Here is a 13,343-nt window from a genome sequence, read left to right on the forward strand (position 1 = left end):
TTACAGGCGTCTTTCCGGCGGACGAGCCGGTTGCGTCTTCTGGAGATTAGGATTCAGGCAATCCAGCTTTCGCCATATCACGCGGGTCCCCCAGCGCACCGTCCCTAACACCTGGACCCGGCCGCTGGTTTCCTGGCATGCTCTTTTCCCTTCCCACCTTTCGATGTCCGGTAAGCCATCAGACCCAGGAACATCCCTCCAATTCCTCCCAGCTGAGCTGGGACTACGACAGAGCGCCTCGTGGCGCACCCCTCGCCCGCTACGAACGGGCGGAGTGGCCGTTCCGCGCCGACCACGTCATCTCCCTGCTCGACGTCTACGGCGTCTACGACGAGGTCAAGCGGTCCCAGCTGATCGACCTGTCCCAAACCGCGTGGAAACTCAACCAGTGGGAACCGGTCGGTAGCCGGTTCGACAGCCTCCTACCGAAGGATGGAAAAGGGCTGCTGCCGATCGACCCGTGGTGGCTTGGGAACGCGACTGTCGACCAGGGCCCCGGCAAAGTCGTGAAGGTCTCAAGCGTTGTCCGGTTCGCGTAGACGCGCCGGGGTCGTGGACGGCAAGGCGGGCATGACCGTTCAGAAGATCATCAAGGGTGTCGAAGCCTTGATCGTCTGAAGAAGGACCATGCCCGCGTCGTCATCATCGCTGACCGTCCTTGAGTCCGTCGCACCGGCCCATCTGTCCGTTGAGGACTGTGCCGGCGGCCTGTTACAGGTGCTGGCCGCGGTGCCCGATCCGCGGGCCCGTCGCGGAGTGCGGCATCGCCTGGCCACGGTCGTGGCGGCGTCGATGTGCGCGGTCGTGGCCGGCTACCGCTCCTACGCCGCGATCGCTGAGTGGGTCACCGACCTGCCCGGCCAGGCGGCGGTCGCGCTGGGCATGGACCCAGCACGCCGGCCGTCAGAGTCGATGATCCGGCGGCTGCTGCAGGCCCTCGATCCGCAACGGCTCAGCACCGTGCTGGGCGGATGGTTCCACCAGCGGCTACCCCACCCACCGGTGGGCGATCGGCGGGCGATCGCGGTCGATGGCAAGACCATGCGGGGCTCCGGCGACGCCGACACCCCGGCCGGACACGTCCTGTGTCACGATGACAGCGTGCTGGACCTACCCGGGTACGCCGACGATCCACTCGTCGATGGCTGCCAGGTGTTGGACGATCCACTGTTCTGGCCGGTGCACCTGCTGCAATACACCCATGGCGAGGCCGACGAGTTATGCGCCGCTTTCGATGTCGACGAGGCCGAGATGTGGCGCTGTTATAGCAGGCTCAGCGACGAACACCGGTGGCCGGTGTTCTCCATCGGCCTGCCGTCGGGCCACTCGATCTCGCTTGTCTACCGCAATTTCAAAGAGGACTCCGGCTACGACTATCACCTGCACCATCCACGATGGGCCGAGCCGGTGCTGCTGGCCACCATCGAGGGGCACTACCTGGGGCCTGGAATGTGTTGGGGCGAATTGGTCACGGTGTCGAGGTCTGGATCTCTCAGCGGGGCGGTGCTGTCGGCGCAGGGGCTGATGTTGTTGCTTCTACCGGTCATGGCCGACACCGGGCTGCCCGCCGACGCTGTCAACGAGTTGGCCGGAGCACTGCAAGCGTTCGGGGCGATGCGGCAGCCGCGGCGGCTGGCACAACTGTTACTTGAGGGGCAGGGCACGTGGGGCCCGCAACCGTGGCAGCTGGTCGGTGATAGGCGTATCAGCGCCGCAGACCGCTACGCCACCCGAAGCCCGGACGTGATGTCCGACGCGATCTTGGCCGAGATCACGACAGCGTTCGGCGCCGTCCCGCCCCGCTGACCGCCCACGCGTCAGCGCGTTCGTCCAACGCCGTGCACGTTGTTGGACGGCGTACAAGATGGGGAGCTTTTCGCGTGCCAGCGGCGTTCGCGGTGAGTACGCGCTTTACGCAAACCCCAAGACGCGGAGACGGCCCCCGGAATAGTCGTGCCACTCCGTCACGCCTCCATTATCGTCTTCATCGCCGCGGCGAACGGCATCCTCATCTGCCGCGATCCGCGCGTCGGTGTAGCTAGACGGACAGGGCGGCGACTGTCAACCGAGCTGCGGATCCAAGAGGGATGGAGGAGCCGTGCCGTGAGCGTCGGCCTCCTGCCTGGCACGCCGTCTCAATGGGAGAACAAGCGCCATCGGACGGCGTCCTGCGTGCGTGCGGCCGTGCGTGCACTGCGTCACTCCTGACCGTGTTTGTGCTGGTCAGCGCGGGTGCGGGCGTGGGAGGAAGCAGATACACTGCGGGGTGCGGAACACGCTGAACAGCGACGCACCTGGTCGTCGTCGTGCATGAAGATGCCCGTCAGCTGTCGGAGCGGAGGCCCGGGCAGCTCGCAGGCGCACGAAGGGGTTACTCTACAGACCGCGACGACGCCACCACTCGTCGTTGTGCATCTCGTCCGGCAGGCGGCGGACGCCTACCGCGTCGGGCGGGACCTCAGTCATCGCCCCGTGCAGGTCGCTGCGTAGGGAGCGCGGCAGATCCTTGCCGCACGCGGGGCACTTGGTCAAGGTGATCGACTTCGTCGGCGACCGCCAATGCTGGATCTCTCGGAGGACAGGGTTGTACTGGATCAGCGAGTCAAAGTCCTCCAGCAATCCCACGAGTCCCGGGCATGCGTGCGGCGGCACGGGTGGTGGGTTGAGCGTGCGGTGCTCCTCCGACTCCGCGAAGCCTCGGCGGGCTTTGGCGCATACGCCGTCAAACGACTCGGCCAGTGCGGCGGCCAGAGCCGCAATCGGCTCGGCCATACGGTCCAGCAGCTCGGCACTGTTCGTGTTCGATGCCGCGGCCTGGGTCGTTCGCCTTGTCCTCTGGCGTTTCGTCACCGGGGCGGTTCCGGAGCGAGACGCCTCCGCCTCGGTAGGCAGCAGGTCACTGAGGTGGTACCGGACCCGCAGTCCGAAGTGGACAAGGTGCCCGGGTGGACGCCCACCGCCCATCGTCCGACCGACCATTGCGCTGGCGTACATGTCGCGCCACTCGAGTATTACCTCAAAAGTGAGATCGGCAAGGATGTACGCAATAACGGTGAGCAGGCTGTCGTTCTGCACTTCGACCCGGCAGCCGGGCCGCTGTTCGATAAAAGCGAACTGCTCGCGGACCACCGAGACAGCCCGACGGCGGGTGTCGCCCCCGCCGTGCGACGCCTCAGCTCCCACGCCGACGACTCTAGCGCCCCTGCCGCCATGACTCGTTGAAGCCAGATCCGTTCAGGCAGCCGCCGCCTATCACTCGACGTTGTCTCGGACGATGGCTATTCACGATCTCGTCGGTGTAGCGCGGCGACGAACGGCCGCAACACTCACAGATGGTCCCTGAACTGGGAAAACGTGGTTCTTATTCTGCCACGTATGGTCCACCGGGTTCGATCTTAGGAAGGTCCACCCGAAACGCGTACCCAAGCGCGGCCTGCGAAGGCGGTAAATCCGCTGGTCGGGCCGCGTTGGTGACCCTTCCCGAGTCGGCGATAGCAGCCTCCACAGTTCCAGGGGATTGACATGGCGTTGACCCGGGTTCCTTGTGCGGTAGCGATCGTGACCGGCAAGCGTGGTAGTCGTGTGGCGTCGTATAGCTTCGCGGTCCTGGGTTGCTGATCGCACCGCGAGGGCGTCATCGATCCGACCTGATCGCCTTGCCCGCTAGCGTTGGTGGGGGTAGCGGTAGTCGGTGGGCGGGTTGAAGGTCTCCTTCAGGGAGCGTGGGGAGGCCCAGCGGATTAGGTTCCACATGGAGCCGGCCTTGTCGTTGGTGCCGGACGCGCGGGAACCTCCGAAGGGCTGCTGCCCGACGACCGCGCCGGTCGGCTTGTCGTTGACGTAGAAGTTGCCGGCCGCGAACCGCAGGCACTCCGACGCGTGGGCGATCGCCTGCCGGTCCTGCGCAATGACCGCACCGGTCAGCCCGTACGGCGTGGCGCTCTCCATCTGCGCCAGCACGGTCTCGTAGTCGGCGTCGTCGTACACGTGCACGCCGAGGATCGGGCCGAAGTATTCGGTGGTGAAGATCTCGTCGGTCGGGTCGTCGGAGAGCAGCAGCGTCGGGCGGACGAAGTACCCCTCGCTGTCGTCATAGGTGCCACCGGCAACGATCTGGACGGTGTCGGACTGCTGCGCCCGGTCGATCGCGGCCTTGTGCTTGGCGAACGCGCGGTTGTCGATCACCGCGCCGATGAAGTTCGACAGGTCGGTGACGTCGCCTATGGTCAGGGACTCGGTCTCGGCGATCAGGTCGTCGCGGACCCGGTCCCACACTGAGCGGGCGACGTACGCACGGGACGCGGCCGAGCACTTCTGCCCCTGGTACTCGAACGCGCCGCGGACCATCGCCGTTTTCAGCACCGCCGGGTCCGCCGACGAGTGCGCCAGGATGAAGTCCTTGCCGCCGGTCTCTCCGACCAGCCGCGGATAGGTCTTGTACGACGCGATGTTCGCGCCGACCGTCGACCACAGCGACTGGAACGTCTTCGTCGAGCCGGTGAAGTGGATACCGGCCAGGTCCGGGTGGGTGAGCGCGGCCTTGCTGACCTCGATGCCGTCACCGGTGACCAGGTTGATCACGCCGGCCGGCAGGCCCGCGGCTTCGAACAGCCGCATCGTCCAGTGGGCCGCGAACTGCTGCGTCGGCGACGGCTTCCACACCACGGTGTTGCCCATCAGCGCCGGCGAGGTGGGCAGGTTGCTGGCGATCGCGGTGAAGTTGAACGGGGTGATCGCGTACACGAACCCCTCGAGCGGCCGGTAGTCGATCCGGTTCCACACGCCCGGGGACGAGATCGGCTGCTCACTGACGATCTGGCGCGCGAACGCCACGTTGAACCGCAGGAAGTCGATCAGCTCGCACGCAGAGTCGATCTCGGCCTGCTGGATCGTCTTCGACTGCCCGAGCATGGTGGCCGCGTTCAGCGTGTCGCGCCACGGCCCCGACAGCAGGTCGGCGGCCCGCAGGAAGATCGCGGCGCGGTCGTCGAAGGACAGCGCGCGCCATGCCGTAGCGGCCGCCAGTGACGCATCGACAGCGGCCCGGCCGTCTGCCTCGGTCGCGTTGCCGAGAGTGCCGAGCACATGCGCGTGCTTGTGCGGCTGCACCACATCGATCGGGGCGCCGCCACCCAGCCTCTGCTCGCCACCGATCGTGCAGGTCAGGTCGATCGCACCCGCTGCGGTGAACTCCTTGAGCTTCGCCTCCAGGCTCGCGCGCTCGGCCGACCCGGACGCATACCCCTTCACGGGCTCGTTGGCAGGCGTCGGGACGGCGGTGACGGCATCCATCGTGCGGAACTCCTCGATCTGGTAGTCAGCCAATCGGTGTACTGATCCGGGTGGTACTGCGGAGAGAACGGAGGGAGAAGGCCAGGTTGGCAGGGCGCTCTGCGAGACGGCACATGAGGTAGACCACCGGCCGGGTGGGTGCTGAATGCAACGATCATCGTCCAGGGTCTCTGGTTCCTCCTCGGCTGCGCGGCGTTGGGCACCTGTGGTGGTCAGGAGCGCCTTGTCCTTGATGAACAGCACGGCGATCAGCGCCAGCACCGCGAACGGCACTGACATCATGAACAGGTCCGCCGTCGCGGCGCCGTACGCGTTCTCGACGATCGTCCGGAGCTGCGGCGGCAGGTCCGCGATGTTCGGCACCGCGGTCGAACCGCCGGACGAGGCCCCACCCGGGTTCAGCGTCTCGGTGACCTTGTTCGCCAGGATCGCGCCGAGCACACTGACGCCGATGGTGCCGCCCATGCTCCGGAAGAAGCTCACCGCCGACGTCGCCGCACCCAGCTCCCGCGCGGGTACGTCGTTCTGCGCGGCGAGCACCAGGTTCTGCATGACCAGGCCGATGCCGACACCGAGCACGATCATGAATGCCCACAGCAGGTACTTCGAGGTGTGCGCGTCGATCGTGCCGAACAACGCCAGCCCGATTGGCAGCAGGACGCTGCCCGTGACCAGGTAGATCTTCCAGCGCCCGTACTTCGTGATCAGTCCACCTGCGATCGTCGACGCGCCTATGATGCCGAGGATCATCGGCAGACTCATCAACCCCGCATTGGTCGGCGAGTAGCCCTGCGCGATCTGGAAGTACTGCGCCAGGAACACCGGGCCACCGACCATCGCCACACCGACCAGCGCGCTCGCGACGATGGCCAGCATCACCGTACGGTTGCGGAACAGGTCCATCGGAATGATCGGCTCCGGGTGCCGGCGCTCGACCAGCACCGCGGCCACCAGTGCGACCACAGCGACCGCGACCAGCCCGAAGCTCCAGCCGGAAACCCAGTCGAACCTGTTGCCGGCGAACGACAACCAGACCAGCAGCGTGCTCACGCCACCCATGATCAGGACCGCGCCCCACCAGTCGATCTTCACCTCGCGCCGTACGGTCGGCAGCTTCAGCGTGCGCTGCAGCAGCACGATCGCGACCAGCACGAACGGCGTGCCGACCAAGAAGCAGGCCCGCCAGCCCAGCGGCGAGTCGACCAGGAAGCCGCCGAGCAGCGGTCCACCGACGGTCGCCGAGGCGAAGATCGCGCCGAAGATCCCGAAGTACCGGCCGAGTTCCCGCAGCGGGATGATCGCCGCCATCACGATCTGCACCAGCGCGGTCAGACCGCCGGCACCGACGCCCTGCAGCACTCGGCTGCCCAGCAGTACTTCGATGTTCGGGGCGAAACCGGCCACCAGCGAGCCGATCACGAAGAAGCCCAGCGACAGCTGGATCAGCAGCTTGTTGTTGTAGAGGTCGGCGAGCTTGCCCCACAACGGCACCGTGGCCGTCATCGTCAGCAGCTCGAGCGTGACCACCCACGTGTACGAGGACTGGCTCGCCTCCAGGTCGTGGATGATCCGCGGCAGCGCGGTCGAGACCACGGTGCCGGCCAGGATCGCCACGAATAAGCCCATCATCAGGCCGGAGAGAGCCTGCACGGTCTGCCGTGGGCTGAGCGCCGCAACAGCAGCCGCGTCCGCTTCGAGAGTCGATGCTGTCGTGGCGGTGACCTCACCCGTCGCGGTTCCGGCTGGAGGTGACGAGGTCGTCGTCATGCGGGACCTTTCTAGTTGGCCGGCCCGAAGGCTGGATCGATGCCTCGGGCAAGTACTGCGAGTCGGTCATTTGGATCTGCTCCTCAATGGCGTCGCGGTCGTCCGCTATTCAGGAAACGCGGGCAGGTAAAGGTCAATGATCAGCGGACCGAATGCTGTGGGCGCGCCGAGTATGAGGACCGAGCGGTTCATCTTCCTGCGAAAGGCCGGCGTCGCCGTCGGTGCCGGGCACAGCGCGAGTGGGAGCAGACAAGGAGCATCAAGCATTCTTGAAGCGACGTTCGGGGCAGCCGAGGGCTGGGTTTCGTAGTGACAGAGGCCATCGGCCCCTGCTGCTGAAAGTGCTTTCGGAGGCGAAGCTGACAGCACGTCGGTCGATTGGCTTGTTGCGCCACTGCAGCTGCCACAAACGGCACACGCCGCGGTCAAGCTGACGATCTGAATCCTGACCGGGAGGCCCCATCGGCGCCCGCCCGTCGAGGGCCATAAAACATGATCTCTCCAATATCGAGCCCATGCGCCCGGGACAGCCTCCCAACGGACGGGCTAGGCATTCGCCCACGCCCAGCCCAACGGTGTTCCAGCTCAGGGACGCTGCTGACCGCCCACAGTGGACCTGCGCACTGTCATATTTGGTGTATACCTAACATCTCGCGTGTCAAGCCACGCAATGTGGCGCCCCGAGTACGCGACACCCCGCACCTCGGACGAACATGCCTGCGGGAGGCGGTCACATTGCGTGCTGGCTAAACACCGCACGCAGGGAGTGTCAAGTTACGCGATAGTCCCGGGCCGTTTACGCGATAGTCCCGTCACTGCCGTACTAGCTGCCAGGATCGGACCCATCGCGTGGATCGCCTGACGATGCCTTCGGCCGCGGGCGGGTTGTTGTCACGCCGGGGAGGCTGTGGGTTTCCTTGGTGGTGCGGGGGTTGGTCCAGCGTTGCAGGTTGTAGATGGAGCCGGCTTTGTCGTTGGTGCCGGAGGCGCGGGAGCCGCCGAAGGGTTGTTGTCCGACGACGGCGCCGGTGGGTTTGTCGTTGATGTAGAGGTTGCCGGCGGTGAATCGGAGTTGGTTGCTGGCGTGGTGGATGGCGGCGCGGTCGGTGGCGATGATGGCGCCGGTGAGCCCGTATGGGGTGCTGTCGTCGATGTGCTGTAGGACGCGGTCGTACTGGTGGTCGTCGTAGACGTGGACGGCGAGGATGGGGCCGAAGAACTCGCGGATGAACACGTCGTTGGTGGGGTTGTTGCCTTCGACGAGGGTGGGGCGGACGAACAAGCCTTTGGAGTCGTCGGCGGTGCCGCCGGCGATTACCTGGAGTTCGGTGGAGTGGAGGGCGGCGTCGAGGACGTCGGTGAGCCGGTCGTAGGCTCGCCGGTCGATGACGGCGCCGAGGGCGTTGTTGAAGTCGGTGATGTCGCCCATGGAAAGAGCGTCGGTTTCGTCGGCGAGGTCGTCGCGGATTCGCGCCCATATCGAACGGGGGATGTAGGCGCGAGATGCGGCGGAGCATTTCTGCCCTTGGTATTCGAAGGCGCCGCGTATTAGCGCCATGCGGAGCAAGTCCGGGTCGGCGGAGGGGTGGGCGAGGACGAAGCCTTTGCCCCCGGTTTCCCCGACCAGGCGCGGGTAGCTGCGGTAGCGGCCGATGTTGGCGCCGACGCGCCGCCACAGGTGGTGGAAGGTGCTGGTGGAGCCGGTGAAGTGGATGCCGGCTAGGGCCGGGTGGCTGAGGGCGCTGTCGGAGACTGCGAGGCCGTCGCCGGGGAGCAGGTTGATGACGCCGGGGGGCAGACCGGCTTCCTCCAGCAGTCGCATGGTCAGGTATGCGGCGAGGGTTTGGGCGGGGGCGGGTTTCCACAGCACGGTGTTGCCCATCAAGGCGGGGGCGGTGGCGAGGTTGCCGGCGATGGCGGTGAAGTTGAACGGGGTGATGGCGTACACGAAGCCTTCCAGCGGTCGGTAGTCCAGCCGGTTCCAGGCGCCGGACGCGCTTTCTGGCTGTTCGGCCAGGATGCGGTGGGCGAAGTGCACGTTGAACCGCCAGAAGTCGGCCAGCTCGCAGGCGGCGTCGATCTCGGCTTGGGCCGCGGTCTTCGACTGGCCGAGCATGGTGGCCGCGTTGAGGGTGTCCCGCCACGGCCCGGACAGCAGATCCGCCGCCCGCAGCAGGACCGCGGCCCGTTCGTCGAACGGCAGTTGGCGCCACGGGTTTGCGGCGCGCAGTGCTGCGGTGATGGCGGCTTTCGCATCGTCCGCGGTGGCGTTGGCGGTGACACCTAACACCTGCTGGTGATTGTGCGGCGCCACCACCTGGATCGGCCGGCCGCGCGGCATCCGCTGTATCCCGTCGATGGTCGCCGTGAGCTCGAACCGCTCGGTGGCCAACTCGGCCAAAGTCTGTCGCAGGCTTTCCCGGTACGGGGTGCCGGCGGCGTACTCGCGGACCGGCTCGTTACGGGGCGTGGGCGGTCGGCTGATCGCATCCATGCACCGACGCTAGAACCCAGCCAACCCGGGCGGGTTGTGTGATCGGCTAGGGTGACGCCATGGCTGCTGTCCAGGCCGACAACGGTGTGCCGTTGCGGCAGCTGCTCGTCACCCTCGGCGAACCGCTCCTGCGGCTCCACACCCCGGACGCAAACCCCATCATCCGGGGAATCGCCGTTCTCGACCCGCACGACGAACCCGGCCACCACGGCGGCGAGCTGGTGCTGATCGTAGGCGCCCGCGGTCGCCGGGCCGCCCGGGTTGCCCAAGCCGCGGCGGACGCCGGCGCCGCCGCGGTGGCAGTGAAGAAGCCACCCACCGATCTCAGCCTCCAGCCGGCTGGCGTCGCGGTGCTGGGCGTGGCGCCCGATCTGCGCTGGCACCAGCTCGCGGCCCTGGTCCAGGACGTCCTGGACGAGGCTGCTCTCACCGACGGAAACCACGACGGTTTCGGCGACCTGTTCGCCGTCGCCCAGTCCCTGGCCATCCTGGCCGCTGGCAACGTCACGATCGAGGACGCTGGCAACCGCGTTCTGGCCTACTCCCGCTCCGACGATGTCGACGAGCTGCGGCGGCTGTCCATTCTGGGTTGGCGCGGCCCAGACAACTACCTCAGCCTGCTCCGTGAATGGGGGGTGTTCCAGCAGCTCCGCGCCGGCGACGACGTCGTCCACGTCGACGAGCGACCTGAACTCGGCATCCGCGCCCGACTCGCGGTCGGCATCCGCGCAGGGAACCACCACCTCGGCACCATCTGGGTCCAACAAGGCCCCAAACCGTTCGCCGCCGGCGTGGAACGCGCGCTGCAAGGTGCCGCCCGGGTCGCCGCCGTCCACCTGCTGCGGCAACGGGTCCAGCCTGGCAGCACCCCGGAACAACTCGTGGCCGGCCTTCTCGACGGCCACGGCAACGCCGACCTCGTCGCCGGCCAACTCGGCCTCGATCCCACCATCCCGGTGACCGTCGTCGCCTTCGACACCCGCGAGCCGGAGCCCGACCAAGCCACCCACGAACTGCACCGCAACCAGATCACCACCATGATCACGATGCACCTGCTCGCTCACCGACGCCGCGCCCTGGTCGGCCGTGCCGGGCCACGGATCTACGCGATCATCCCTCAGGCACCCGACCCCACCGGCATGGTCCGGGGCATCATCGACGTGCTCAGCACCCGGACCGGCATCCCAGTCCAGGCCGGCATCGGCTCGGCGGCCCCCACCCTCCACGACGTCGCCGCATCACGCACCGAAGCCGACCGCGCCCTCGACACCCTCAGGCCCGACACCACCATGGCCTCCATCACCGACCTACGCGCCGACGTGATCCTCGCCGAGACCCGCGCCTTGCTCACCGCGAAACCCGACCTGCGCGACCCCAAAGTCACCGCCCTGATCGACCACGACACCACCCACGGCGCCGACCTCGTCGCGACGCTACTCGTCTACCTCGACGCCCTCGGCGACGTCGCCACGGCTGCCGCCGCCCTCCGCGTTCACCCCAACACCGTCCGCCACCGCATCCGCCGCGCCACTACTATCAGCGGTATCAACCTCGACGACCCCCGTCAACGCCTCGCCTGTCACCTCCAACTCCTCACCACCCAGCCCCTGAACAACAGCCCGGCCGGCCCTCGAGATGATCATGCTGATTCTTAAGGCCAGCCGCTGGCTCCGAACCACGACAAGGATCGGATGCTTCAAGGCTGATTTGGGCGCGGCCTGCGCGGCGGTCAGCTACATTCACGGCGAGCCGACGCCAGCGAGCCCTCACGGCGGGAAGCGTCGCATGCGGCCAAGCCGGCCCTCAGCGGCCCTTCACCAAGGCACGGGCGAAGAACAACAGGTTGGCCGGTCGTTCGGCCAAGCGGCGCATGAAGTAGCCGTACCAGTCATCGCCGAACGGCACATAGACCCGCATCACATTTCCGCGCTCGGCTATCCGTTGCTGCTCGCGGGTCCGAACCCCGTACAGCATCTGGAACTCGTGATCGACCGGCAACCGGGCAAACTCCTCGCCAAAGACATCGGCGACCGCCACGATCCGCGGATCGTGTGTGGCGACCATCGGATACCCATTGCCGGCCATCAGCACGCGTAAACAGCGGATGTAGGAGCGGTCGACCTCTGCCTTTCGGCGGTAGGCGACCGACGCCGGCTCGGCGTATGCCCCCTTGCACAGCCGCACCCGCGAGCCAGCCCCGACCAAGTCACGGCAATCGCCCTCAGTCCGATGCAGATACGCCTGCAGCGCCACACCAACCCATGGAAAGTCTACGCGGAGTGCGCGCAAGACTTCCAAAGTCGCGTCGGTCGTCGTGTGGTCCTCCATGTCCAGCGTCACGGTCGTGCCTGCCGCTTGAGCGGCGACACAGATACGGTGCGCGGCTTCAAGCGCACGCTTGTTGCCGTCCACCCCGAGCGACTGGCCGACAGCCGAGAGCTTGACCGAAACCTCGGCAAGCCGCCCGAAGCCGCAGTCTCCAAACGCTGCCAACAACCGCTCGTACACCGCCACGGTCCGCTCCACCTGCGCGACGTCTCGAGTTTCCTCACCGAGATAATCCAGCGTCACGCTCAGCTCCGCGGCGAGCAGATCCGCCGTCCGCTGCAAGGCGTCGCCGGTATCCACCCCAGCCACAAACCGCGCGATCACCGGCTGCAGCGGCCGGGCCCCTTCGATCGTCTTGCGGAAACGCGTGGAACGACTGGCCGCCAGCAACGCCGACCGCAGCATGCCTCACCCCAATCTCCATATGGGCAACCCGAACGCGTAGCGCCTCAGGCCACGGACGCCCTGCCAGGAAGGTTCCGCCGACCGACCGCACATCTCGTCCTTCGGCGGATCCTCCCGTGAAGACGCACTCGCAGTGCGCTAACGGTAAGCGGCGAAGGCCGCGAGGAGATTGTGACATTGGCCGACATGCGGAGGTTTCGTTGTCCGATCCGATAACAAGCTCACCTGCGGCCGGATTGGCACGGCGCGGCGTTCACTGCCGGCATGCCCAACAAGGTGCTTGCGCTGCACGTCCCTGACAACGTTTCCAAACGCATACTGACCATCGCCGCTGGCGGTCGCGAGCCGCTCCCGCCCGCCGATCTGCTCGCGCGCAACGCCGCCCAACCGCGGCGACGACAGGGCGGCTGGCCAGCCCGAACACCAGCCGCCGGGCACCCACCGCCGGTGCGTGCGGCGCAGCTCGCACACCAGCGCCTCGATCTCCGCGGCCAGCCGGTGCGGGCTGCGATGCGGCCGCCGGGACCAGTCCTCGATGCCGGCCAGGCCGTCGCGTTCGTAGCGGGCCTTCCACGTGTACACCGACTGCCGCGACGCCCCGTACCGCAACGCCACCTCAACCACCGGCTACCTGTTCCGGACCTCCAACACCGCCCGATACCGGTGCTCCACCTGCCACAACCGGCCCGCCGTACCGCCTGCCTTGTCCAAAGTCACGGACCGCCCAACGACCCGCCGCTGTCAGGGATGTCCCGATGACAAATTGTCTACAGAGTCGTGAGACTCCACATCCGACACCATCAGTCTCCTCCAACCGGCCGAGGTCGACATCGCACTCCCAACTGGGAGAAAGGCCACATCGCCCGCGGCGGCCGCTTCCTCGAAAGCTATCAGGAAGCCAACCCCTCGCCAGACAGCGGCAAGCTGCTTGGGTGATCTCGTTGCGTCTCGGGCCGACGCGTTGCCTGCCCATGCTCGCGCTCTTCGAACTGATTCCTAGTAGTGCTTTGTCATGATCTTCGTTGGCGTCTGTCTTCGGTTCCGTTGCGGTAAGCGG

Annotated in this window: 8 protein-coding genes and 1 pseudogene; 3 read left to right on the forward strand and 6 right to left on the reverse strand. The window is 66.8% G+C overall.

Annotation, left to right across the window (positions count from 1 at the left end):
* The first annotated feature begins 137 nt into the window (after positions 1 to 137).
* The gene (locus ACFFIA_RS34745) at positions 138 to 539 is read left to right on the forward strand and encodes a hypothetical protein (protein ID WP_377259539.1); all 402 of its coding nucleotides are present in this window, start codon (positions 138 to 140) and stop codon (positions 537 to 539) included.
* A 178-nt stretch (positions 540 to 717) separates the two neighbouring features.
* Entirely contained in the window at positions 718 to 1,806 is a 1,089-nt protein-coding gene (locus tag ACFFIA_RS34750; protein WP_377259542.1) for a transposase family protein, read from the forward strand.
* A 570-nt stretch (positions 1,807 to 2,376) separates the two neighbouring features.
* Here ACFFIA_RS34750 and ACFFIA_RS34755 read toward each other — a convergent pair.
* From ACFFIA_RS34755 to pruA (ACFFIA_RS34770), 4 genes and pseudogenes are all read right to left on the reverse strand, one after another.
* Complete coding sequence (locus ACFFIA_RS34755) at positions 2,377 to 3,129, reverse strand: hypothetical protein (RefSeq protein ID WP_377259545.1); 753 nt, start codon at positions 3,127 to 3,129, stop codon at positions 2,377 to 2,379.
* A 534-nt stretch (positions 3,130 to 3,663) separates the two neighbouring features.
* Positions 3,664 to 5,292 (reverse strand): L-glutamate gamma-semialdehyde dehydrogenase, encoded by a 1,629-nt coding sequence (gene pruA / locus ACFFIA_RS34760; protein ID WP_377259560.1) that lies wholly within the window; start codon positions 5,290 to 5,292, stop codon positions 3,664 to 3,666.
* A 459-nt stretch (positions 5,293 to 5,751) separates the two neighbouring features.
* Positions 5,752 to 7,059, reverse strand: a pseudogene (locus tag ACFFIA_RS34765) (MFS transporter); the annotation flags it as partial.
* Between the two features lie 823 nt (positions 7,060 to 7,882).
* Positions 7,883 to 9,553 carry an L-glutamate gamma-semialdehyde dehydrogenase gene (gene pruA, locus ACFFIA_RS34770; RefSeq protein WP_377259548.1) on the reverse strand — a complete coding sequence of 557 codons (1,671 nt, stop codon included), beginning with the start codon at positions 9,551 to 9,553 and terminating at the stop codon, positions 7,883 to 7,885.
* A 59-nt stretch (positions 9,554 to 9,612) separates the two neighbouring features.
* On the opposite strand from pruA (ACFFIA_RS34770), the gene ACFFIA_RS34775 reads away from it, so the two are divergent.
* Positions 9,613 to 11,208: a PucR family transcriptional regulator gene (locus tag ACFFIA_RS34775; protein WP_377259551.1), complete on the forward strand. Its 1,596-nt coding sequence runs from the start codon at positions 9,613 to 9,615 to the stop codon at positions 11,206 to 11,208.
* Positions 11,209 to 11,356: 148 nt separating this feature from the next.
* Here ACFFIA_RS34775 and ACFFIA_RS34780 read toward each other — a convergent pair whose 3' ends face one another.
* Entirely contained in the window at positions 11,357 to 12,286 is a 930-nt protein-coding gene (locus tag ACFFIA_RS34780) for a proline dehydrogenase family protein (RefSeq protein WP_377259554.1), read from the reverse strand.
* A 138-nt stretch (positions 12,287 to 12,424) separates the two neighbouring features.
* Positions 12,425 to 12,910, reverse strand: a complete 486-nt coding sequence (locus ACFFIA_RS34785; protein WP_377259557.1) for a helix-turn-helix domain-containing protein — start codon at positions 12,908 to 12,910, stop codon at positions 12,425 to 12,427.
* Positions 12,911 to 13,343 lie beyond the last annotated feature (433 nt).

Origin of the sequence: Phytohabitans kaempferiae (assembly GCF_042433955.1) — a bacterium.
GTDB classification, from domain to species: Bacteria; Actinomycetota; Actinomycetes; order Mycobacteriales; family Micromonosporaceae; genus Phytohabitans; species Phytohabitans kaempferiae.